Source organism: Sphingomonas sp. PL20, from assembly GCF_017875905.1.
Lineage (GTDB): Bacteria > Pseudomonadota > Alphaproteobacteria > Sphingomonadales > Sphingomonadaceae > Sphingomonas > Sphingomonas echinoides.
Genome location: NZ_JAGINH010000002.1, coordinates 4,079,035 through 4,101,828 on the forward strand (window position 1 = coordinate 4,079,035; position 22,794 = coordinate 4,101,828).

Genomic DNA, 22,794 nt, shown 5'->3' on the forward strand with positions numbered 1-22,794 from the left:
TCAGTTGTCCTCCGGGACGGCGCCCGGAAAGCCGGCTGCGCGGACCGTCGCCTTCGAGGTCGGCTTCGGGTCGGATTGCAGCGCCGTCGGCGCACTGCCCCGCGCCGCTTCTTCGACCTGGGTGGCGCCCGCCTGGAATTGCGGAGTGGCCTTCACCCGCGCCGCGGCCTCCTGACTGACCGCGGTCTTTGAGGATGACGCGGCAGCCGACGCGACAGCTGGCTTCTGGGCTGTGCTGGCGCCGGTAACGGGCGGCGGCGCGCTCATTGGGCCGGTGCGGACATCGCGGTGCTCGGGCATCCTTCCCTGTGCCGCCGGCGACTGGTGCGCCGACGGCGTGCGGCCCGTCTTGGGGGCGAGACGGGCCGCAACCTCGGATTTAATCGCTTCAACTGGGTCGGCCGCCCGCGCCCGGGCGGCGGCGACAATGGCCGGATCCGGAAGATTGGGGTCGATCGCCGCAACCTCGCCGTTCGCCGGGTCGGCGCGGTCGACGGCTTCGGCGAGCGATTCCGGCGCCGACGGCGCGCCCCGTGCGTTCCGATCGGGAATGGCGGTCGCGCTGGCCAGGACCTGCTGTTGCCATTCGCCGCTCTGGACCACGGCGTGGACGGCGCTTGCTTCGTGCAACCGGCCCTGCTCGTCAATATAGGGCTGGAACACGATCCGCAGCACCCGTTCCTGGGTTCGCCGCGGATCTGCCTGGGCAATGGTCAGGCGTTGACCTGCCGCCGATGTCCGCCAGGCCTTCGCTTTTGGCCGCGAGTCCATATAGGGACCAGCCGGCGAGGCATCGCTAGCGGCGTTGTCGCCGGCGATCATCGCCAGTGCCCGATCGTCGATGGAAGACGAGGGCGCGCAAACACCATCGGGCGCCGCACAGGAAAAGCTGCCCTTCACATTGCCGCCGAACGTCGCGCATCCGCTCAAAGCTACGAGCACGACGGTGGCGATGATCGCCCGGCACCGGATCGCCCGAAGGCGTCGCGCGATCACGACTTGGCCCCGTTGAGCCAGGCCTCGAGGAATTCCCTCGGACGATATCCCTCGATCATCGCGCCGTCGCTGCGGACGATGACCGGCGTCCCGCTCAACCCATGCTGGTGCGCGAACTTCTCATTCGCATCGAGCCCCTTCGTGTCGCATGCGCTCGGCGCCTTAAAAGGCTCGCCGGCATAAGCGGCGTGCAGGGCCTGTTCCTGATTTTTCGAGCAATAGACCCGATCGGCGATGTCTCGGCTTCCGAGGACCGAGATTGGCCGCTCGACCACGCGCACGTCCATGCTGCGCAGAACATTGGTCAACGCGCGGCAATATCCGCACCGGAAATCGGTGAAAACAGTGACGGTCTGCTTGGCAGCCCTGTTGCCCCATATGATGGCACCGTCTGCCGGCAGGCTCGCAAGATTCAGCGCCGCTGGCCGCACCGGGCCCGTCGTCCTTCGCACGCCGCCACGCGCCAGCGAAACTTCCGGGCCTGCCTCCTCTGGTCCGTCGGCCGCAGCAGCATTTGCTTTGGCCGCGCCGCCGACCAACATGTCCGGGTTGATCTCGAGAAGGCGTGCCGCGGTCAGGTCCTGGCGCGTCTCCATGTCGTACACCCGGCCGATGATCAGGTACCGCGCGTCGTGGCTGACGTAGAACAGATTCGAGCCGGCGGTCACCTCGCACAGGCCGTCGATCTTCTTGCATTCGACCTTTGTCAGCTGGGTCTTCGGCAGTCGGGTTTTCAACAACCCCGTCACCTGTGCCTCGTCAGTCCCGGCGACGTCAGCCGCCAGCGCGATGCCGGCGACGCCGATCGCTCCGATCGCGATGATCGCAGGAGCGGAACGCGCAAGGGAGCCCAGCCCCCGCAAGCGGTCAATTACGAACATACACACCCTCCAGGAAGACGATTTCGACATCGATGCCGGTCGGCATCTCAATCACCGGCTGATATTGCTCGGCGCGCTCGATCAGGTATTTCGAGACCATGTCCCCGGTCTGGGCAACGCCCTCACCAAGGCCTCCCTCGAGGATCTCGCCGCCGGACAGCTTGTTGCGCTGACCGTTGGTGCTAATGTTGGTGCCTTGGAACACCGAGTTGGCATTGGCCGAGAATCCTCGCCCGAAGCCGCCAGCAAGGCCTGCGATGAAGGCTTGGGTCACGAGCGACCCTTCGCGCGAAACCACGCGTCCCCGGACGCCCGTCTTGCCGCCAAACGCGATGAAGCCCTTGACCTCGGATACGGCGTAACGCCCCCCCGGCTGGGGACAGGTCATCTTCTGGAGTTTGACGTAAACCTTCTCGCTCGAAAGCTCGCCGCGGGCGGCCCCGTTGATCAAGCAGCCCTCAATCTTTGTCGTGAGCAGCCGGCCGTTCTGATAGACCGATCGCGCCGGGCCGGTGACGCGCAGGACGACCGGCAGCGGATCGGTCTGGCTGTTCACGCCGGCGCTCGCATCGACACCGACGATGACCTTGGCACTCGCGAAGCTATTGGGTGGGAGATAGTTTATGCTGTCGGTGTAGGTCGTCGTTCCCTTTGCGACCCGTGTTGCCATCCCCGCGTCGGCGGTTTGGAAACTCACCATCTTCACCTCGGCCCCGCTCCCGATCGGCGCAATCTTGGGCGCAGACGTCCCATCCGGCCGCTGGTAGCCCTGCGTGCCGTTGGGGCCGTACATCGCAGAAGGACCGGGCGTTGGCGGCGGAGCAGCCCGGCTGGACGCAACCTCCCGCCTCAGCTGCTCGTTCTCCTGCTGGTAAGCGGTCAGCACTCGCGCGCCGTCTGCCTGCATCGCCTGGTTTTGGCCCTTGAGCAGCTCGATCTGCTGCGCGAGCTGGTCCATTCGCTGCTGCTGGCCGTTCACCGATTTCAGCTGGTTCTCGACCGACTGCATCTGATTTTCAGAGAGAGCCATCCACTCTTGCTGGTTGAGGTTCTTGTTGACCATGTCCTTGGTCGAGACCTCGACCTTGGCAGGCTCGTCGCCAGAGGACGCTGACTTGCTGCCGTCGTCGCCGAAGATCCAGAATGAAGAGGCGACCAGCCCGACGCCTGCCACCCCGGCGAGCAAGAGCCGCTGCCTCTTTCGAACGCTCTCGTTGGCGGTCAGGTCGCTCGACACCGGCGACACGCCGTCTTCGCCACCGTCCAGGGGCAGGCGCTTGCGCCTGAGAAGATCACCCAAGGCCATGTCATTGCCTCCCGTTTTGCGAGACGAGGTAGGCCGTCGTGACCTTCCCGGGATCGAGCTTTGGCTCCGCGATCGACACGGCGAGCGCGCTGCTCGGCGCCACCGTCGCTTCGGTCAGCGTGACTGGCGCGGCACCCTTGTTTTCGATGCGCAGCACGCGCCCGGTGAACTCAGCGCCGCGATATTCGGCGATCATCTGGACCTTGAGGTTGCCGACATAGACCGGCCGAAGCGCCCGCTGGCGCATCTCGTACCCGTCGACGACCTGGTTCGAATACATCGCCTGCACGAGTTCGACCGCGCCGTCCTGCGGATTCACTGCAGCCGTCTGCGGCGTCGCCTCTCCCGCCTTGTCCTTCGCGATCGCGGGGTTCGATATGAACACCTGGACGGCTTGCTCGCCGGCAATACGGCACACAAACTTGTAGACGTAGCCCCGCTTGCTGGTCGCAAAAAACGAAAGGGACTGGCGTCCGAAGCCCTCGGGCACCGACAGGTAGATGTCGCCTCGCACCGGCTCGTTCACGACCGAGAAATCGTCCTGCGGATTGCCGGTCGAGATCTTCGACACCGAGGCGAACTCATCCTCGACGAGACTGATCCGGGTCAGATCCTTGGCGGACGCGGCACAATCGACCTGGCTGCCGTCTGCGGCCATCACCGTCTGGTCCGCCCAGGCGGGCGCAGCGGTGATCATGAAGCTCATCACCAGCAGTGCCGCGCCGATGCACCGGCTCAAGAGGCAGTAAAAGCGGGAGAGGAAGACGGCACCGATCGCGGCGCTGCCGATGGCAAAGACCGACATCACTGATCCTTTTCCTTGCCGGTCGTCACCATGCCGAAGCCGACGAGCTTCAGGGACAGTCCGGAATATTGCCAATCGAAGCGGAAGGTCCGTCGCTCGTTCGACACAACCTTGTTGCCGACGATCGTGTGCAGGTCTCCCGTGACGGTGGACCACAGATTCTTTGGGTCGATTTCCATCGTCTGGATTGTGAAGAACTGCGAGATCGACGAGCCGCGCTGCTCGTTCACGATCTTCATCAGGTCCGCCCGGATCCGCCCCTGCGCACTTGGCGCCGTGATATCGAGGACCGACTTCATCCAATATTCGAGATTGGCTGGGCTGCGGTCGAGCGTGAGCACCGCGGTATCGCGTGTGATCAGCTCCAGATACTCCCGCGACACGCCGGCGCTATTCACCGTCAACGCTGAGCCGAGTACGGGTTGCAGGATGACCTCCCGATCCCGCGTCGCTGTAACCAGGAGCAGGATCGCCGACAAAGTGCCGAGCCCGGCTGCCACCAGCACCAGCAGGTTGCGCTGCCGGAGAACGCGCTGGCTTTGCGCGTGCGTGTAGGAGATCTCCATCTTACCCCGCCATCAGTCGAAGGTACGAGGGTGGTGTGGCCTTCATCCCGGTGAAACCGGCAGGAAGATGCCAATAAGCCATGTGAAGCAGCCAGGAAGTCGCCCGACCTGCCTTAGCCTTCTTCAATCCCCACCAGCCTGCGCCCGCAAGCAACATGCCGAGAAGGATATGCTGAGACAGGATTCCCCAGACGAATGGGATGACCATCGCCAGGAATTCATCTAGCGTCCACAGCCCGATTAGCTCCGGGTCGTCTAGATGAGACGGTATGACATACTTGTCCGCGGCCATTGCACCACCCCCTCCAAGAGCCGGCCGGAACTGCTATTCCGACCGACCATCGGACTCGTCAGATCGTTGCCGTTACCGTGGAGGTGACGATTGGAATGCCCGTCCCCGCGCCGACGCCCACGCCGACCGGGATCGCGATCTGGCCCATCGAGAAGCGCCCCGACGCGAGCGCCACGATGCCGCCGGCCAAAGAGAGGACGGTGATGATCTTGCCACCCGACCCTTCGAGGAAGTCCGTGAACTTCGTCAGGGCCGTATCGAAAGTCGTATCGGCGCCGGCGAACGCCGGGCCAGCGAAAAGGAGAAGCGCGAATGCCAGTGCGACGAGGGCGAGGATCGCCAGCTCCGCACGACCGCTGTACTTGGCGACAGACTGCATGAGAGTTTCCCTTCAAATCGAACGCGACGGATCCGCGCCCGAGTGAAGAGTGGGGGCCGCCAAACACGGCGGGCAACAATGCGCTCCGAGGACCGATCAGAATCAAACGAAAAATATAGGCTTGTCAGCGATTTCGGGACGACTCGTCCTTCATTCCGGGACACGCCGTCCGGCGTTCCGGGACGCCGCGTCCCAAACGCGCGGACACGATGTCCCAATCGCGGGACAGCCAGATCTCGCAAATCGAAGCCCGACATTATTCGCCGAGTCGCTGTTTGGACTCGAAGCGACTCGCCTTTTTGCCTATCGTTACACTGGGCTGCTCGACGGATGTACGTTGGCGCGGGGATCGACGGGTAGGAACACGAACATGAGTGCGGACACCCGCAATTACGTTCTGGATATTTCTACGGACCTCTTCCGTCTGTCGACCGAGAGTCTGCGCCTTCGCTCTAACGAAACGCTGGTCTACGCAACACTCGAGAGCCTCATTGATTCTCGCGCAGCTTCAAGCACTTACAGCGACGAGCTTAAGCCCGAAACGCTCCGAAAGCACCTCCGGGTGGTCCCGACCTCAGGCGATATCCGGATAAACCTCAACATTCGTAAGACCAGCGCGGAGAGCCTGGACGAGGCCCGCGCACGTCTCGGCCAGAGACTGGGATCGAACATGACGCTCGCAGATGCGATATCGGTCCTGCTATTCGACTATGTGGCCGAGAAACGGGCCGCTCAGGTACTGGATCGCGCCGGGTTGGGAGAAAACCTCCAAAATGGAGATGAATCGCCCGCGGGCGAAACGAACGCCGGAAATGTCGTCCCTCTTAGGTAATTAACCTTAGTCGTTTGCATTGCTTCGGATTCACAATATCTTGCCAATTTCTGGACCCTGTGATCTGCTCGACTTAACCGACCTTTACAATCGGGGGCAGTGTTATGTCATCCCTTGCCAGGAGTGCGGCGGGAACGGACGACGCTCATCATCTGACCGATGTTGAGCCCCGTGACTATATCCCGCTGATCCAGCAAGCGATGGCCGAGCGAGGCCTGCATATCCGCGAGCTCGCCCTGAAGACGGGCATAAGCAAGAGCCGACTCGGCCTGCTGCTGCATAGTGACCCCGCAAAAAGACCGAGCCTGTCCCTCGTTGAGTTTCAGACGATCCTGAGCGCCTTGGACATCAGCATAATCCTGGCGATCATCAGCGTCGAATCCGCCATCGATCAGAAGATCGTTCACGATGAACGCTTTGCGACGCTGCTCGCTATGCTGTCCGAACTCTTCAGCGGCCTGCCCTCCATGCTCATCCAGGCTCTCGACGAAATTGAGGGCATCGACGGTACGGAGATTCGGCGCGAGTGGGCCGCTCCCCTTAAAGAGGCAGTCGTCGAAAAGCTGGTAAAGGAGGTAACAAAAATCATGGCCCGCCGGGCCGTCCTCAGCGAAACAAGCCGAATCGGGCTCTGAGCCAGCCGCCCTAAAACATCGAAACCGTGGCTGAACGACCTGTCTTGGCCCGCCACCCGGCGGGGGGCCGCACGGCAATGCTTTGGCCCGCTACGGTCGTTTCCAGGCCGGCCAGCCGCTGCCAATTCAAAAGCACGTTGTCGACATATGCCTGCGTCTCAGCGATCCGCGGCAGGACACCGTTGCGCACCCTTCCAGGGCCTGCATTGTAAGCCGCCAACGCCAGATGCACCTGGCCGAACCGGTCCAGTTGCTGTCGAAGATACTTGGCTCCGCCGCGCAGGTTCTGCTCGATATCGTAGCGATTGACGCCCAGTCCCTCGGCCGTGTCTGCCATAAGCTGCGTCAGGCCGAAGGCGTTCTTTGGTGAGTAGATCGACGGCTGATAGCCGCTTTCCCGGATGATCATAGCGTCGAAGAGCCCGGTCGGGATTCCGTACTCGCAAGCAATGCCGCTCATCAGGCCATAATAGCCGAACCGCCTGTTTTCGGCGGCCGCGCTGAGGAAACCGGCAGGTCGATATGCACTTGTCCCACAGCCCGAACGGTAACTCGACGCGGCGGCCGCGAAGGCCAGACCGCCCCTCATCCACCCCGGGACAGATATTGGTGGCGCCAGCGGAACCGCGGCTGCTCGCGGGTCGGCTTCGAACCGCGCAATCCCGACATGAGCGAACGGATCATCGTCGATGGTGGGCGCCATCGCCGTCCCGGTCGAGGAGAGAAAGCTGCTCTTCATCTCAAATTCAACCCAGCGACGACTCAAGTCATGCACGCGAAAGGCGGCGTCGAGCTTGCCGGTCCCGGGCGCAACGGAGGTGTCTGCCTTGCTTCCCGCTTCATGCTGCTCCTCGGCCGCTTCGGGAGGCATCAATGGCGAGGCAACCCCCGACATCGAAATGACCTGGGCCACTCTCACCGGCCTGACTGCTTGTGCAGCTGCCTGACCTCCCGTCGCGCTCGCGACAAGCAGCACCGCACATCCCACTAAAAGTGATCGCATCCCGACCTCCAAAGCGACTGTTCTGAAAAGTTGAGATCAAGCGAATGAGGATTGTCAATCCACCAGCACTCGGCGAGCATGATGCGAAATCCCGCTTCGACAGGCTCGTTCATGTGGTTGATCGATCGCCATAGCGACGGGCTTGGCAAAGCCCGTATCCCCCTCCCCGGCCCACTTCGGGCCGCGCTAGTGCGCTGGTACGCCGGCGAAGGCTCCCGGCCGGACGAAGAGGCGGGCATCATGCTTGTCCAACAGGCTCGCATCGGCGAGAAATGGATCGCTTGCGACTGCCTTGGCAGCGATCGCGAGCCCCCGATGCTCACGCCGGCATTCCTGTCAGAGGCAGAAACCTACTATCTGCGCCGGCTTACTGGCTCGAAGCGCGCCGAACACCTTCCAACCTGCCCCTTTTTTCGTGACCAGGCGACCAACCGCATCAGCGAGGTCCGCAATCCCGAAACTCCGGCCGATCCGCCCGTCGGCTACTTCGAGGTCCTTCGGCCCGCTCCCGAGAAACTCGCTCAGCGTCCGGACGAAGACAGCAGCGACGATCGTACTCGGAACGCTTCCCTGCCGAGGTTGGCGCGGCTGCTCTGGCGCCTTTTGAACGTCTCCGGTCTCAATCTCTCCGCGCCGATCTCAGAGGAGCCGCCCGACCGCTCGATCACACATGAATTCGAAGCGTTGACCGCTGCGGCGGGAAAGATCGAGATCGCGCCAGGCATCGAACTCGGCCGGGCACTGTGGACACACGCCAAGGCTCTCCACAGCAAGCGCGCTTACGCTGGCATCCGCGAGCTGGCCCCAACATGGCCTCGCGGGCATGCGCCCCAGGGCTTTCTGACGGTCTTCGCAAAGGGGTTCCGCGGATCGACGATCTTTCCAGCAGGGTCGGATCCGATTTCCGTCGCAAACCGAATTCAGTCCCCATCGGTACGGGGCAATCACATCAAGGGCCCCTTTCTCGTTATCGTGGTGATCGGCGAATATCCCGAGGCACATGGCTATGCGCCTTTGAGGGCCTATGCTCAGCCCGTTTTCTCCGGCAACCGCTTCATCCCCGTCGATTCAGAATTTGAGCGAAGCATGTTGCGGGCGCTTCTCGGTGCGCGTTACGCCTTCGACCGTGGAGGCGTCGACATTGCGATCGAGAAACCGGTATTCGACAGGCTAACGCCGCTCGGCTCTTGCCGACCTGATTTCATGCTTGAGGCGCGCTCGCGGCGCACAGGCGAAATCCGGACGCTCATCGTCGAGGCGATGGGATTTTCCAATGAGGAGTACCTGGCCTCCAAGGCCGCCACCCATCCGAGAATGGCGCAGATCGCCCCCGTCGTCTGTATCACGCCGGAGGATCTGGAAGCTGGACATGTCGGCAGGATCCTGTCCGACGCGCTGCTGGGTTGAAGCGAGGACGGCCGCAGCCGTCAGGTCCAAGTCAGCGTCGCGGCGAATGATCCGACGATGAGCAGCGTCACAGGCGTCGATAACAAGTAGCTCTTCTGCCAACGCCACCAGGTTCTTGGCAGAAAGCGCAGCACATCCCCTGTCGACTTCAGCCCGAGCCAGGCCCGTTCGCGATACAGATCATAGATTGACGTCGCGACAGACAGTATCACGGCCAGGCCGCAACACACACCTGCCGCTGCGTATAGCGCGAGCCAGTTGGCGATCTCTGTTTGAGACAGAGCTGTCATAGGCAAAACTCCAATCTCCACACGCGCAATGCCTCGACGTTCTCATTCGAGGATCGATTCCGCCGCAGGCGATCGCCGAAACGGCAACACGGCTGACCTGACTGATGTAACAACCTCATTTTAACAATGCGCTGGCCACGTCACCATAGCGAAGGGGGTGAACCCGATCTCGCGTCGGAAACCGACCCAGATCCAGCGTCTCGTCGCCGAATATGAGTGCTACCGAAGCCACCGCATAGGCCGCAGGCCGAGAATGTGGCAGCAGCCAAATCACGCGCCGCGTGCTGATGCGTCGCCTGATTTCGGCGAGACCGCGCTGCAATGTCCGTCCTGGTGGGTCGTTGGAGCCAATTGCCATGATGGTCATACCGTAGTTCTTGGCCGGTTTGCGCCATGCCCGGATCTGCTTAGCCGACGCGCGCTCCACGGCCATGACGTCGCAGTGCAAGGCAGCCCGCGCGTTGATCGCTTGCGCCGTACCTACACCGATGCTGTCGCCGAGAATGAGGCACTCGAACATTTCTCTATGCCCCAGGGCCAGGCGCCTTACCGCCTGGAGCGGCGCCGCGACGGGTTCGCTCAAAAATTGGCACATTTACCTCGACAAAGCGACTCGAGCTGCGCCTCGAGGTCGTCCAATTCCGTCTCGGCGATGATATAAAAGTCTTCCTCCGCAGCGAAGAATCGCTCGATATGGTCTTCTTCTCGCGCAGCCATCACGGCGGGCCTTTCCCCGAGCTGTTCGGGCCATCGACTGACGACGAAATCCACGAGAGCGGTGTGCGCCGCCGCATGGTTGTCGTGGATCGTAATGAACTCCGCGCCTTGGTGTATAATCACCAGAACGGTCGCCTCCATAGTCTCGCTCCCTAGCAACCAAAGCCGATCGACAAAAAGGCGGTGCGCCGCAATTCCCTGAGGCCTCGCACGGTACGGCGCCTGTCCGATGCCGTGGATCCTGCGCGGCGGATCAGCGCCTCGAAAAGGGTGACGGCTATCGCAGCCTCTTTAGAATGATCGCGACCGCTCCTCAGGAGCGCCAACAACGGATCCAGATCCTCCATGTAGCCTCCAGCGCCTAATTTCTAATACGCAGCCCGAGGAATGATCCCTCATGGAGCTGCGGCATCGTTCACTTCCAACGGAACCGACGGCTGCGCCGGCACCATTTTCGACAACTGATCGGCCGGCGGCGCATCGATAGTCCGGCAAATGCCCGCCTCACTGTCGACGACCGTCATGCCAGCAAGTGCTGACCACCATCGACCGGGATGATCGTGCCGGTGATGCGGTGAGCTGCGTCGCTCACCAGAAACGCGGCCAATGCGCCGACATCTGCGATATCGACGCGGTGGCGGGCCGGGGCGCTGGCGGCGGCGCGTTCAAGCAGTTCGTCGAATCTTTCCAGGCCGCTTGCCGCGCGCGTCGCGATCGGTCCGGGCGAGATCGCATGCGCCCGGATGCCCTTGGGCCCGAGCTCCGCCGCCACATAGCGCGTCGCACTTTCCAGGGCAGCCTTCACCGGCCCCATCAGGTTGTAATTCTCCACGACCCGTTCCGAGCCGTAGAAGGTGACACAAAGCAGACAGCCGCCATCGGTCATCAGCGGTTCGGAAAGCCGTGCCATGCGCAGGAAGCTGTGGCACGATACGTCCATCGCCGTCGCAAAGCCCTCGGCCGAACTGTCGACGACGCGGCCATGAAGATCCTCGCGTGGCGCATAGGCGATCGAGTGCAGCACGAAGTCGAGCCCGCCCCAGTGCGATCTGACCTGTTCGAACAGCGCTTCCAGTTCGCCCGGAACCCGCACGTCGCATGGTGCCATCCACTCGATGCCGAGCCGTTCGGCGACCGGGGCGACATGGCTTTTCGCCTTCTCGTTGAGATACGTTGCGGCCAACCGCGCACCACAATGTGCAAAGGCCTCCGCGCACCCGGCCGCAATACTGCTTTCGTTGGCGATCCCGACAATCAGCCCGCGCTTGCCCGAAAGGTCGACGAGCGGCTTCATAGCTGAGCCCCTGTATCAGGTCCGAGAAGCGCGACGACATGATCGGCGATCACGCGTTCCTCGTCTGTTGGGATGACGCGTACGATCACCCTGCTGTCCGGCGCGCTGATGACAGGCGCGTTCGTCGCATTGGCATCGGGATCAAGCATCACCCCAGCCCAGGCCAAGCGCTCGCAAATCGCGGCCCGGATCATCGAATCATTCTCGCCAATGCCGGCGGTGAAGACGAGACCGTCGAGACCGCCAAGCGCGGGGATGAGAGCGGCGGCTTGGCGGCCGGCTTGCTGGACGAAGAGGGCGACCGCCTCCTGCGCTTCCGGCGCGTCGCTTGCATGCAACGTACGCATGTCGCCTGAAATCCCGGACACACCGAGTAGGCCCGACTGCTCGTAGAGCAACGTCTCCACCGCCTGTGTGGCCATACCGAGCTGAGTCTGAAGATGAAGCACCACGCCGGGGTCGATCGCGCCCGAGCGCGTGCCCATCATCAATCCATCAAGCGCCGTGAAGCCCATGGTCGTATCGACGCTCGCGCCGGCACGCATTGCGCACATGCTCGCGCCGTTGCCGAGGTGCGCCGCGATGACGCGGCCTGCGGCCAGTGCAGGGTCGATCTCGCGGAGGCGGCCCGCGATATATTCATAGGACAGACCGTGAAAGCCATACCGGCGCACGCCCTGGCCGTGAAAGGCGCGCGGAATCGGCAGGCGCGTCGCCAATGGCGGCATGCCATGGTGAAACGCGGTATCGAAGCAGGCGATCTGCGGGAGCAAAGGCGCCAGCACACGCAAGGCCCGGACCGCGGCGAGGTTATGCGGCTGATGGAGCGGCGCCAGTGGGATAAGGGCGTCGAGCGCATCCAGCAAAGTATCATCGATGATCTGCGGCGCGGCGAAGCGAACGCCGCCATGGACGATACGATGGCCGATCGCGGTGACCTTGCGGTCTCCCAATTGGGTTGCGGCCCAGGCAAAGAGGTCCTCGAGCAGATTCTCGTGGGAGAGTGCGTCCCCGCCCGGCCACGTCTTTTCGACGATGGTCTCGCCGCCCGCGTCGCGCGCGATTAGCCGGGGGCTGGAGCCGATCGCCTCGATCTTGCCACCCGCATCGAAGTCGAGCTGTCCGCCCGACAAGCGATAGAGCGCGAACTTGATGCTCGACGAGCCGGCATTGAGGCTGACGATCGCCTTCATGCCGGGCTCGCAATCGGGCCGGGCGTCGCCTTGGGAGCGGCGCGCGCCAGCAGGACCGCGACGGCGCAGGACGCCAGGCTGGTCCGCAGCGAATCCGCCCGGCTGGTCAGGATGATGGGCACGCGCGCGCCCAGCACCACGCCGGCAGCGTCGGCGCCGCCGAGGAAGGTGAGCTGCTTGGCGAGCATGTTGCCGGCTTCCAGATTAGGAACGACGAGGACTTCGGCGCGCCCTGCAACGGGGGAGACGATGCCCTTGTCCTTTGCCGCCTTCTCGCTGATCGCGTTGTCGAAGGCGAGTGGACCGTCAAGGACGCCCCCGACGATCTGTCCGCGATCGGCCATCTTGCACAAGGCGGCCGCATCGAGCGTCGAGCGGATCGCCGGATTGACCGTCTCCACGGCCGACAAGATCGCGACCTTCGGACAGGCGATGCCGATGACATGCGCGAGGTCGATCGCATTACGGATGATATCGGCCTTGTCTTCCAGGCTCGGCTCGATGTTGATCGCCGCGTCGGTGATGATGAGCGGCGCTGGATGCCCGGGGACGTCCAGCAGATAGGCATGGCTGATGCGGCGCTCGGTTCGCAGGCCCGTCGCAGCCGGAACGACAGCACCCATAAGTTCGTCGGTGTGCAGCGATCCCTTCATCAGCAGCAGTGCTTCGCCCGAGCGGACCAGTTCGACCGCACGCTCCGCGGCGGCATGGCTGTGGGGCACATCGATCAGGCGGAAGGCACCGATATCCTTGCCGGCGTCCTTGGCAGCCGCACGGATGCGAGCCTCGGGGCCGATCAGGATCGGCACGATCAGGCCGGCTTCGGCAGCGGCTGTCGCAGCCAGGATCGCGGCTGCGGTGCAGGGATGTGCGATCGCCGTGGGAACGGGCTCGACGCTTCTCGTCATCTCGATCAACCGGCGAAAGCCGTCATGATCGGAGAGCTGGATATCGGGCAGCGCCATGCGCGGGCGCCTCACTTTCTCGGTCGGCGCCTTGACCTCGGCCTCGCCGTTGATCACCTCCTCGCCGGCCTGGTTGACGCAGCGACAGTCGAAGATGACGATATGATGTTCGGCGCGTTTCTCGCGTACCGTGACCGACGCGATGATCGTGTCCCCCAGCCCTACGGGCCGCTTGAACCGAAGGCTTTGGCTCAGATAGATCGCGCCGGGCCCAGGAAGCTGCGTGCCGAGCACGGCGGAGATCAGACCACCACCCCATAGGCCGTGCGCGATCACCCGCCCGAACATGTCGCCGGCGGCATATTCGGCATCGAGATGCGCCGGATTGACGTCGCCCGAGACCAAGGCGAACAACTGGATGTCCTGTTCGCCCAAGGTCCGCGTCACGCTCGCCGTCTCGCCCACGACGATCTCGTCGAAGGTCCGGTTCTCGATCATTTCGAGGCTGCTCATTGCTCAGCGCTCCAGCACATAATGGCCTGGCGCGTCGCAGAGCGCTGCGAGGCCCCTGTCCGGATTACCCATCGGCGGCGGGGCCTGCGGCGCGCCGGAATGATCGCCGAGCCATGCCACCCAGTCCGTCCACCACGGTCCCTCGCGCGCCTCGGCCTGGTCCAGCCAATCGTCCGGATCGAGCGCGGGGCCGTCGAGGACGCGGGTCGCGACATGATAGCTGCGGTGGCGATGCCCGGGCTCGGACACGATGCCGGCATTGTGGCCGCCGCTGGTCAGGACGAAGCGGATTTCGGCGCTGCTTAGCCAGTGCAGCTTGTGGACCGACTGCCACGGCGCGACGTGATCGCGCTCGGTCCCCACCACGAAGATCGGCTGCCGCAGCGACGAGAGCGTAATCGTGCGCCCGTCGACCTTGAACCGGCCTTCGGCCAGATCGTCGTCGAGAAAGAGCGCGCGCAGATATTCGCTGTGCATGGCGTAGGGCATGCGGGTGCCGTCCGCATTCCACGCCATCAGGTCGGTCATGGGCTCGCGCTCGCCCATCAGATAGGTGCCCAGGATCTGGGACCAGATCAGGTCGTTGGACCGCAATATCTGGAAGGCGCCGCCCATCTGGCTACTGTCGAGATAGCCGCGGCTCCACATCATATTGTCGAGCAGGTTGAGCTGCGCCTCGTCGATGAACAGGCCAAGCTCGCCCGGCTCGCTGAACTCGGTCTGCGCCGCGAACAGGCTGAGCGATGCGAAGCGCTCGTCGCCGTCGCGGGCCATGGCGGCCGCCGTGATCGCCAGCAGCGTTCCGCCGAGACAATAGCCAACGCCGTGGACCTTGTCCGAGCCTGTGATCGCTATGACCGCGTCGAGCGCCGCCATCGGCCCGAGGCGGCGATAGGCGTCGATATCGAGGTCGCGGTCCGCGCTCTGCGGATTATGCCAGGACAGGACGAACACGGTATAGCCTTCGGCCACCAACCAGCGGATCAGCGAGTTCTCAGGCGACAGGTCGAGAATGTAATATTTCATGATCCAGGCGGGCACGATGAGGACCGGCTCGGGGCGAACCGTCCCGGTCGTCGGCGCAAATTGGATGAGCTCCATCAGCGCGTTACGGAAGACCACCTTGCCGGGCGTGATCGCCACCGTCTCGCCGGGGCGGAACGCCTCCGTCCCCACGGGCGGCTCGCCTCGAGCACGGCGCTCCGCATCCTCCATCCAATGCTTCGCACCCTCGATCAGGCATTGGCCGCCGGTTTCGACGATCTTGCGCTGGAGCACGGGATTGGTCGCGAGGAAGTTGGTGGGCGCGACCACATCCAGCATTTGGCGCGCGGCAAACGCAACCATCTCTTCGTGATGCCTGGACACGCCGCTGATCCCGGTGGTCGCGGCGTGCCACCATTGCTGGGTCAGGAGGAAGGATTGCGAGATCAGGTCGAAAGGGAACCCGCGCCAGGCCGGATCGGCAAAACGCCTGTCCTGCGGCAGCGGCTCGATCGCCGGCGCGGCATCGCCCTCTCCTACACGCCGCGTCGCATAGTCGGCGATCCGCTGGACCTTGCGGCCCGCCTTGCCGACAAGCTGCAGTCGCCTGCCCGGCGAAATGGCGAGGTGGGCACACCAGTCCAGCCAGGCTTGCAGCATCGTCACCGGCGACAGGCCGGAGGTCATCTGCGCGATCACCGCGGCCGAGGCATGGTCGAGCGTCTGGGCGATGCCATCGAGCGGGTCGCACTTGGCACAGTCTGCGGACGTATCGATCATGCAGCGTTTCTCCGTGGGACGTCGCGGCATGCCCGGCATGCCTCGAAACAACATTACGTAATGTCCCCAGATGCTTGTCCTTTGACGGGCGCACACGCAGAATGACGGCCATGTCTCCCGAGGCGCGGCTCTCCCAACCCGCCCGTCTCGGTGACCCGTCAGGCTCCGGAGGGCCACCGCCAGTCGCGAACGGCAGGCATATCGATCCCGTGTGCCGCAATGTACCGCTTGTGCTCGACCAGTTCATCATCGATCGTCTGCTTGGCGTAGGCGGCCGCGCTATCGGGCAGCTCGACGTGGTCGATAACCTTCCCCATGAGATGGAAGCGGTCGAGATGGTTGCGGACCACCATGTCGAAAGGCGTCGTCGTCGAGCCCTCCTCTTCGAACCCGTGGACGTGGATATTCTGGTGGTTGGTGCGCTTGTAGGTGAGCCGATGAATCAGTGCCGGATAACCATGATAGGCGAAGATTACCGGCTTATCCGTCGTGAAGAGCGCGTCGAACGCGCTGTCGCTGAGCCCATGAGGGTGCTGGCTGTTGGGCTGCAAGGTCATCAGATCGACGACGTTGACGACGCGGACCTTGAGCTCGGGGAGCTGCACGCGCAACAGGCTGACCGCGGCTAGTGTCTCCAGCGTTGGAACGTCGCCAGCACACGCCATGACGACATCCGGCTCCCCGCTGCGGTCGTTGCTGGCCCAATCCCAGATACCTATGCCGCGCGTGCAGTGCTTGATCGCCGCATCCATGTCGAGCCACTGGGGCGAAGGCTGCTTGCCGGCGACGATGACGTTGATTCGGTCCCAACTGCGCAGGCAATGGTCGGTGACATAAAGGAGGGTATTGGCGTCGGGCGGAAAGTAGACCCGCACGATGTCAGCCTTCTTGTTGACGACATGATCGACAAATCCGGGATCCTGATGGCTGAAGCCATTATGATCCTGGCGCCAGACATGAGACGTCAGCAGATAATTGAGCGAAGCGATCGGCCGACGCCAAGGCACCTCTTTTGCCGTCTTTAGCCATTTGGCGTGCTGGTTGACCATCGAATCGACGATGTGGATGAACGCCTCGTAGCAGGAAAACAGGCCGTGGCGGCCCGTCAGCAGATAGCCCTCCAGCCATCCCTGGCAGCAATGTTCGCTCAGCACCTCCATGACGCGTCCGCTGGGATCGAGATGGACATCGTCCGCAATCGTCTCCGCGTCCCAGCTGCGGTCGGTGGCTTCGAAGATCGTCTGCAACCGGTTGGATGCCGTCTCGTCCGGACCGAAAACGCGGAAGTTGCGGGCCTGGGCGTTCTCCCGCATCACGTCGCGCAGGAACTTGCCCATCACCTGGGTCGCCTCGCCGTCGCTCTGGCCGGCATGCGAGACCGGCACCGCGTAGGAAGCGAAGTCAGGGAGGCGGAGCGGGCGCATCAGAGCCCCGCCATTGGCATGCGGATTAGCACTCATCCGCCTGTCGCCCGCCGGTGCCAGGGCCGCGATTTCGGGTCGAAGCCGCCCGCCATTATCGAACAGTTCTTCCGGATGGTAGCTGCGCATCCATTCCTCGAGCAGCCCAAGATGCTCGGGCCTGTCCATCGTGAAGGGGACCTGGTGGGCGCGCCAGAAGCCTTCGCTCTTCTGCCCGTCGACGATCTTGGGCCCGGTCCAGCCCTTCAGGCTGCGCAGGACGATCATCGGCCAGAGCGGACGCGTCGTGATTCCGCCCTCGCGCGCGGCTTTCTGGATCGCGTGTATCCGATCGACCGCCTCGTGGAGCGCGGCCGCCATCGCCTGATGCATCGCGTCCGGCTCCTCGCCGTCGACGAAGATCGGCAGGTAGCCATAACCGCGAAACAGCGCGTCGAGCTCAGTGTGCGAAATGCGCGCAAGGACAGTCGGGCTTGCGATCTTGTACCCGTTGAGATGCAGGATTGGCAGGACGGCCCCGTCGGTCGCGGGATTGAGGAACTTGTTGCTGTGCCACGAGGTCGCAAGCGGCCCGGTCTCCGCTTCGCCGTCGCCGACGACGCAAGCAACGATCAGATCGGGATTGTCGAAGGCGGCGCCAAACGCATGCAGAAGCGAATAGCCCAGTTCACCACCTTCATGGATTGAACCGGGCGTATCGGGTGACGCATGACTGGGAATGCCGCCAGGGAAGGAAAATTGCCGGAATAGCTGGCGCAGGCCATCTTCGTCCGGACCGATGGCAGGATAGACCTCGCTATAGGTGCCCTCGAGCCATGTGTTGGCGACGACACCCGGTGCGCCATGACCAGGCCCGGCGATGAAGAGCGCATTGAGACCGCGCGCCTTGATGACACGGTTGAGGTGCACATAGAGGAAGTTGAGCCCGGGGGTCGTACCCCAGTGTCCAAGGAGCCGCGGCTTGACGTGATCCATCTTGAGCGGTTCGCGGAGCAGTGGATTATCGAGCAGATAAATCTGGCCAACCGAGAGATAATTGGCGGCGCGCCACCAAGCGTGGATCAGGCCGATCTCATCGCTGGAGAGTGGCTGGCCAGTCGCCTCGGGCTGCGGGTCCATGGTCATTCTTCCTGAAACTGAAAGGGCATGCGTTCCCGGCCGCCGAGCCGGAGCGGGTGTTTGCCGGAACGCTGATGCGCCACCGCGCAGCGCTCGAACGGCTTGCGCACCCATGAATGGCGCAGGCCGCTCGCAACATGCGTATTGATACGGATGGCAGTGCCGCACAGTCTGCAAGGCAATCACGTCGCCACCGGCGTCAACTCAGAGCCCTACTCCGATACCGTCCGGGTTCGGCCGCGTGCGCGTGCTCCGGCCGCGAGTTCAACCACCTCGGCGGTGATTTCCTCCTGGCGCGTCAGCCGTTCCTCGCGTTCAAGCGCCTGGAGTCTGGCGTCGATATTGGTTTTCGCGGCAGCCATCGTCGCCATGCGAGCCTCGTTTTCAGCGGCGAACGCCTCGGTGGCCGCTTCGCATAACTGGGCGAAGACATATTCCTGGGCCAAGCGCTCGACGAGGTCGCCGGCGGGCAGATTAATCAGGGGTATCGACCCCGTCGGTTCCGGCGGAAACATGTCGGGATCGAGCGGCAAGAGACTACGGCGGACGACCGATGCACCATGCCCTGCCGTCCAGACCGGATAGATCATTGCGACCGGGACCGCGCCGGCCACGGCCACATAGTCGTAGAGGGCGGCGAGCAGCTCGGTTGCCATATCGGCAAGCGCAGCGGCGCGACTGGGAAGGCTGGTGGCCCAAGCGACGGGCAGTGACCGCTCGGCAGCAAGCGCGGCGGCACGGTCGCCGACGAGGAAGATGTGCGCCACTTGGGAATCGCTCGCAGCTGCGTTCAATATCTGCTCTGGAAAGGCGCCCGCGAACCCCTGCTCCGCGCCGAAGACGATAAGACCGGCCTTGCCCTTTGGGGTGTTCAGCGGGGGTGCAGAAGATCCTGTTTGTAGCTGCCGCGCCTTCCCAATCGCATGACCCGCCGTCGCGGCATAGGCGCGGATCGCGGGCAACAACGCGCGGCCCTGCTGGGCACGGGCGCCGGCGATGCCGCGCATCGCATTGACCACCGCACCGAGTTGCCGCACCGTTGCAATCCGTCGCCCTACATCGGCCAGACGATCGCTCATATCGCGGCGCCGGCGCTGGAGCCGGCGTTCATCCGCTGTAGGGCCGCCAACAATGCGGCGCGCAAGTCCGCATCCATTGTCCCCTTATCCTCGACCTGCCCGACGAGAGCGGACGCATTGGCATCGAGCCATGACGGCAGCGCCGCGCGGATCGCAGCGATGTCGGGGATCGCCACGGCATCCAGGAGGCCCTCGGTGAGCGCGATCGCCAGCGCCACCTGATCCACGACCCGCAGAGGCTCGAAGCGCGGCTGGGCGAGCAATGCGCGCAGCCGCCTGCCACGCTCGATCTGGGCCTTCACGCGCGGCTCCGGCTGCTCGCCGAAGCGGGTGAACATCTCGAGCTCGAGGAACTGGGCATAGTCGAGCCGCATCGTGCCGCTCGCGTCCCGCAACGCCCGGGCCTGCGTCTTGCCGCCTACGCGGCTGACGCTGGTGCCGACATCGACCGCGGGTTTGTGGCCTTCGGCGAACAACCGGGTGTCGAGCACGATCTGCCCGTCGGTGATCGAGATCAGGTTGGTCGGGATATAGGCGCTGACATTGCCGGCATCGGTCTCCGCAATCGGCAGCGCCGTGAGCGAACCGCCGCCCTTTTCGGGCGACATCCGGGCGGCGCGCTCCAGCAGCCGCGAATGGAGGTAGAAAACGTCGCCCGGATAGGCCTCGCGTCCGGGCGGCTGGCCGGTCAGCAGCGCGATCTCGCGGTGCGTGGCGGCATGCCTGGTGAGGTCGTCGAGCACGACGAGCGCATGACCGCCCTGATCGCGGAAATATTCCGCCATGGTGAACGCGGCAAATGGCGCGACCCATTGCAACCCCGGTGCGGAAGCCGGGCTCGCGACCACGAAGATGCAGCGTTCCGGCGCGCCATGGCGGCGCACCTGATCGATCACGCGCGCGACACTGGAGGATTTCTGGCCGATCGCGACATAGATGCATATCATGTCGCTCGACCGCTGGTTGATGATCGCATCGACGGCGAGCGCGGTCTTGCCGGTCGCGCGGTCGCCCAGGATCAGCTCGCGCTGGCCGCGGCCGAGCGCGAACATCGCGTCGATGACCAATATCCCGGTCTGCACCGGCTGAACGACGAGGTCGCGCTCGATAATCGACGGCGCGGGACGCTCCACCGGCTCGAACCGCTCGGCGACGATCGCCGGCCCGCCGTCGAGTGGCCGGCCGAGTGGATCGACGATACGGCCGAGCAGTCCCCGCCCCACTTGCGTGCGCACCACTGCGCCGGTGCCCGAGACGATGTCCCCCGCCTCGATGCTGTCAGCATCCTCGAGCATCACGCAGCCGATGCGATCGCGGTCGAGCGTTTGTACGAAGCCCGCCTGACCTCCGGCAAACTGCAGCAATTCGTCGAGCCGGGCCTCCGCCAAACCCGAGACCAGCGCTACGCCATCGCCGATGGATTCGACGCGGCCGATCTGGCGGACCTGTGCGCCGATTTCCGCCGCGGCCACGCGCGTCGCGGCCCGGGCAAGCCATTCATCCGCGGAGCCCGGCATGATCGTCCTCCTTGAGTGCCGCCAGCTGCGTGTCGAGATCGGCTCGCCAGCTGTTGCGGACGAGCATGTGCGGTCCATGGAGCTCGAACCCGGCAATCAGCGCGGGATCGACGGTGAAAGTCGGTGCTGCAAGCCCCGGCAGCGCCTCTGCGAGCTTTTGCACGCACCGCGCCTGGGCCTCCCCATCGAGCGCGGCCGGCGTCACGATGGCGAGAGGAGCGTCACCGGCCAGGGCCCGGCGTTCCTCGATCGGCAGGCGTTCGATCCGTTCGAGCAGGGCAGCGAACATCATATCGGTGGTGGCCCCGGCCGGTAGCCGGTGCAGCAACGCAGACGCCATCTGTCCCGCGAGCACCGCCGCTTTTTCCTCTAGCTGTATCGCCATGCCCTTTTGCGCGTCCTCGACAGAAGCAAGCGCCAGCTTCGCTTTTGCATCGGTCTCGGTCCTGGCCGCATCCAGGAGGCGGCTGCGCTCGGCCTCTATGCTGGCCAGCAAATCTGTCCGGCGTGCGTCTCCATCGGCGGCGAAGGCGTCGCTCTGCGCCTTGAGGTCCGCTTCCTGCTTGAGCGCAGCTGCCTTTGCAGACTCCGCATCGGCGAGCAGCTGGTCCATAGCGGTCTGGCGCGCGGCGATAGCCCCCATCACCGGACGAAACAGAAAGCGTGCGAGCAGCCAGACGAGGATGACGACGTTGATCGCCTGCAGCGCCAGCGTCCACCAGTCGATACGCATGTCAGGCGAAGGGATTGGCGAAGAGCAGCAGCAGCGCGATCACGAGACAATAGATCGCCATCGTCTCGATCATGGCCAGGCCGACGAACAGGGTGCGCGAGACGGTGTTCGCCGCCTCTGGCTGGCGGGCGATCGCATCCATCGCTGCGGCGACCGCCTTGCCCTGGGCGAGTGCCGGCGCGATCGCGCCGATGGCGATGGCGAACGCCGCGCCGAGGATGCTGACGATGTGGATCCAGTTCATGAAGAGACCTCGTGGTTCGGCGCTTTCGGGGATGGGTTCGCTTCGCTGATGGCGCTGCCGATAAAGACCATTGCGAGCGCGCCGAAGATGTAGGCCTGGACGGCTCCTGTCAGCATCTCGAGCGCCATTAGCGGGATCGGTACGAGCAACCCCGCAAGGCTCAGCACGACGCCGATCATGAACACGCCGCTCATGACATTGCCGAACAGGCGCACCATCAGGGAGAAGCTGCGGGTAAACAGTTCAACGAGATTGAGCGGCGCGAGCAGAATCGACGGCTGCGCGAAACTGCGCAGATAACCGCGCGCGCCAAGCGCCCGGACACCGAACCAGAGCGTCGCGCCGAACACGATCAAGGCCAGCGCCGCATCGGTTTCAAGGGCCGCCGTAGGCGGTTCGACGCCCGGCAAGAGCGATGACCAGTTTGCGACCAGCAGGAAGATGAAAAGCGTCCCGATCAAAGGCAGATAGGGCTGGGGTTCCGCTTCCATCGTCTCGCGAATCTGGCGCGCGATCACATCGACCACCAGTTCCAGCGCCGCCTGGGTCTTGGTGGGACGAAGACCGAGCCGCCGGGTCAGTAACCAACAGCCAATCGTCAGCACCGCCATGATGCCCCATGTCGTGACGACCGGCTGGCTGATCGGAACCGGTCCGATCGTGAACAGAATATGGCTTTCGAGCGGCGAGGCGATCTTCATGACACCGCTCCCAGTCGGTGGAGCACGACCTGTCGCGCCGCCATGAACCCGGCCGCAGCCGCAAGTAGGTCCCCCCAGCCCTGCCTTGCGGCAACGAGCAGCACGCCGAGCGTCAGAAGCATCCGGCCGAGCCGCAGGCCGAGCGACAGCATGAGCGATCGCCATGGACGAGCAGGTCAGCATCCTTCGCGATAGCGAGGTA

General features: G+C 64.0%; 26 protein-coding genes. 3 read left to right on the forward strand and 23 right to left on the reverse strand.

Annotation, left to right across the window (positions count from 1 at the left end; genetic code table 11):
- Genes traV through H4W01_RS19260 form a run of 7 tightly spaced genes read right to left on the reverse strand, consistent with a single transcriptional unit; the run spans window position 1 to window position 5,225 of the window.
- Window positions 1-996, reverse strand: coding sequence for a type IV conjugative transfer system lipoprotein TraV (gene traV, locus H4W01_RS19230; protein WP_313912393.1), 996 nt, complete (start codon window positions 994-996; stop codon window positions 1-3).
- Window positions 993-1,877 (reverse strand): DsbC family protein, encoded by an 885-nt coding sequence (locus H4W01_RS19235; protein WP_209612869.1) that lies wholly within the window; start codon window positions 1,875-1,877, stop codon window positions 993-995. Before H4W01_RS19235 ends, traV begins: the two co-directional genes overlap by 4 nt.
- Complete coding sequence (locus H4W01_RS19240) at window positions 1,864-3,183, reverse strand: TraB/VirB10 family protein (protein ID WP_209612870.1); 1,320 nt, start codon at window positions 3,181-3,183, stop codon at window positions 1,864-1,866. Before H4W01_RS19240 ends, H4W01_RS19235 begins: the two co-directional genes overlap by 14 nt.
- Window position 3,184: 1 nt before the next feature.
- Window positions 3,185-3,988: a type-F conjugative transfer system secretin TraK gene (locus tag H4W01_RS19245; RefSeq protein ID WP_209612871.1), complete on the reverse strand. Its 804-nt coding sequence runs from the start codon at window positions 3,986-3,988 to the stop codon at window positions 3,185-3,187.
- Complete coding sequence (locus H4W01_RS19250; RefSeq protein ID WP_209612872.1) at window positions 3,988-4,554, reverse strand: type IV conjugative transfer system protein TraE; 567 nt, start codon at window positions 4,552-4,554, stop codon at window positions 3,988-3,990. The genes H4W01_RS19245 and H4W01_RS19250 overlap by 1 nt, the downstream gene beginning before the upstream one ends.
- Window position 4,555: 1 nt before the next feature.
- Entirely contained in the window at window positions 4,556-4,846 is a 291-nt protein-coding gene (traL, locus tag H4W01_RS19255; protein ID WP_209612873.1) for a type IV conjugative transfer system protein TraL, read from the reverse strand.
- A 58-nt stretch (window positions 4,847-4,904) separates the two neighbouring features.
- Window positions 4,905-5,225: a TrbC/VirB2 family protein gene (locus H4W01_RS19260; protein WP_209612874.1), complete on the reverse strand. Its 321-nt coding sequence runs from the start codon at window positions 5,223-5,225 to the stop codon at window positions 4,905-4,907.
- 370 nt (window positions 5,226-5,595) lie between these two features.
- Between H4W01_RS19260 and H4W01_RS19265 the strand changes: the two genes are divergently transcribed.
- The gene (locus H4W01_RS19265; RefSeq protein WP_209612875.1) at window positions 5,596-6,057 is read left to right on the forward strand and encodes a hypothetical protein; all 462 of its coding nucleotides are present in this window, start codon (window positions 5,596-5,598) and stop codon (window positions 6,055-6,057) included.
- A gap of 104 nt (window positions 6,058-6,161) precedes the next feature.
- Window positions 6,162-6,692: a helix-turn-helix domain-containing protein gene (locus H4W01_RS19270; protein WP_209612876.1), complete on the forward strand. Its 531-nt coding sequence runs from the start codon at window positions 6,162-6,164 to the stop codon at window positions 6,690-6,692.
- Window positions 6,693-6,702: 10 nt separating this feature from the next.
- Here H4W01_RS19270 and H4W01_RS22905 read toward each other — a convergent pair whose 3' ends face one another.
- The gene (locus tag H4W01_RS22905) at window positions 6,703-7,605 is read right to left on the reverse strand and encodes a lytic transglycosylase domain-containing protein (RefSeq protein WP_334685364.1); all 903 of its coding nucleotides are present in this window, start codon (window positions 7,603-7,605) and stop codon (window positions 6,703-6,705) included.
- Between the two features lie 201 nt (window positions 7,606-7,806).
- Here H4W01_RS22905 and H4W01_RS19280 point away from each other — a divergent pair, with 201 nt between their 5' ends.
- Complete coding sequence (locus tag H4W01_RS19280; protein WP_209613472.1) at window positions 7,807-9,102, forward strand: hypothetical protein; 1,296 nt, start codon at window positions 7,807-7,809, stop codon at window positions 9,100-9,102.
- Between the two features lie 20 nt (window positions 9,103-9,122).
- Here the strand turns inward: H4W01_RS19280 and H4W01_RS19285 are convergent, their stop codons facing one another.
- The 15 genes from H4W01_RS19285 to H4W01_RS22915 all read right to left on the reverse strand — a co-directional run bounded on the left by H4W01_RS19285 (window position 9,123) and on the right by H4W01_RS22915 (window position 22,744).
- A complete protein-coding gene (locus tag H4W01_RS19285; RefSeq protein ID WP_209612877.1) occupies window positions 9,123-9,392 on the reverse strand; it encodes a hypothetical protein in 270 nt (89 codons plus the stop codon).
- A gap of 115 nt (window positions 9,393-9,507) precedes the next feature.
- Window positions 9,508-9,975 carry a hypothetical protein gene (locus H4W01_RS19290; RefSeq protein WP_313912397.1) on the reverse strand — a complete coding sequence of 156 codons (468 nt, stop codon included), beginning with the start codon at window positions 9,973-9,975 and terminating at the stop codon, window positions 9,508-9,510.
- Window positions 9,972-10,250, reverse strand: coding sequence for a hypothetical protein (locus tag H4W01_RS19295; RefSeq protein ID WP_209612878.1), 279 nt, complete (start codon window positions 10,248-10,250; stop codon window positions 9,972-9,974). The genes H4W01_RS19290 and H4W01_RS19295 overlap by 4 nt, the downstream gene beginning before the upstream one ends.
- A gap of 254 nt (window positions 10,251-10,504) precedes the next feature.
- The gene (locus H4W01_RS22910; RefSeq protein WP_313912398.1) at window positions 10,505-10,633 is read right to left on the reverse strand and encodes a hypothetical protein; all 129 of its coding nucleotides are present in this window, start codon (window positions 10,631-10,633) and stop codon (window positions 10,505-10,507) included.
- Window positions 10,630-11,403: an enoyl-ACP reductase FabI gene (fabI, locus tag H4W01_RS19300; protein WP_209612879.1), complete on the reverse strand. Its 774-nt coding sequence runs from the start codon at window positions 11,401-11,403 to the stop codon at window positions 10,630-10,632. Before fabI ends, H4W01_RS22910 begins: the two co-directional genes overlap by 4 nt.
- Complete coding sequence (locus tag H4W01_RS19305) at window positions 11,400-12,596, reverse strand: acetate/propionate family kinase (RefSeq protein ID WP_209612880.1); 1,197 nt, start codon at window positions 12,594-12,596, stop codon at window positions 11,400-11,402. Before H4W01_RS19305 ends, fabI begins: the two co-directional genes overlap by 4 nt.
- A complete protein-coding gene (locus H4W01_RS19310; protein ID WP_209612881.1) occupies window positions 12,593-14,014 on the reverse strand; it encodes a bifunctional enoyl-CoA hydratase/phosphate acetyltransferase in 1,422 nt (473 codons plus the stop codon). The genes H4W01_RS19305 and H4W01_RS19310 overlap by 4 nt, the downstream gene beginning before the upstream one ends.
- Window positions 14,015-14,017: 3 nt before the next feature.
- Window positions 14,018-15,778, reverse strand: a complete 1,761-nt coding sequence (locus H4W01_RS19315; RefSeq protein ID WP_209612882.1) for a PHA/PHB synthase family protein — start codon at window positions 15,776-15,778, stop codon at window positions 14,018-14,020.
- A 158-nt stretch (window positions 15,779-15,936) separates the two neighbouring features.
- Window positions 15,937-18,318: a phosphoketolase family protein gene (locus H4W01_RS19320; protein ID WP_209613474.1), complete on the reverse strand. Its 2,382-nt coding sequence runs from the start codon at window positions 18,316-18,318 to the stop codon at window positions 15,937-15,939.
- Between the two features lie 212 nt (window positions 18,319-18,530).
- The gene (locus H4W01_RS19325; RefSeq protein ID WP_209612883.1) at window positions 18,531-19,397 is read right to left on the reverse strand and encodes a F0F1 ATP synthase subunit gamma; all 867 of its coding nucleotides are present in this window, start codon (window positions 19,395-19,397) and stop codon (window positions 18,531-18,533) included.
- Window positions 19,394-20,914: a F0F1 ATP synthase subunit alpha gene (locus H4W01_RS19330; RefSeq protein WP_209612884.1), complete on the reverse strand. Its 1,521-nt coding sequence runs from the start codon at window positions 20,912-20,914 to the stop codon at window positions 19,394-19,396. The genes H4W01_RS19325 and H4W01_RS19330 overlap by 4 nt, the downstream gene beginning before the upstream one ends.
- On the reverse strand, window positions 20,895-21,647 hold the full coding sequence (locus tag H4W01_RS19335) for a hypothetical protein (RefSeq protein WP_209612885.1): 753 nt from the start codon (window positions 21,645-21,647) through the stop codon (window positions 20,895-20,897). Before H4W01_RS19335 ends, H4W01_RS19330 begins: the two co-directional genes overlap by 20 nt.
- A 1-nt stretch (window position 21,648) precedes the next feature.
- Window positions 21,649-21,891, reverse strand: a complete 243-nt coding sequence (locus H4W01_RS19340) for a F0F1 ATP synthase subunit C (RefSeq protein WP_010405656.1) — start codon at window positions 21,889-21,891, stop codon at window positions 21,649-21,651.
- Window positions 21,888-22,592, reverse strand: coding sequence for a F0F1 ATP synthase subunit A (locus H4W01_RS19345; protein WP_209612886.1), 705 nt, complete (start codon window positions 22,590-22,592; stop codon window positions 21,888-21,890). Before H4W01_RS19345 ends, H4W01_RS19340 begins: the two co-directional genes overlap by 4 nt.
- Window positions 22,589-22,744 (reverse strand): N-ATPase subunit AtpR, encoded by a 156-nt coding sequence (locus H4W01_RS22915; RefSeq protein WP_334685366.1) that lies wholly within the window; start codon window positions 22,742-22,744, stop codon window positions 22,589-22,591. Before H4W01_RS22915 ends, H4W01_RS19345 begins: the two co-directional genes overlap by 4 nt.
- Window positions 22,745-22,794 lie beyond the last annotated feature (50 nt).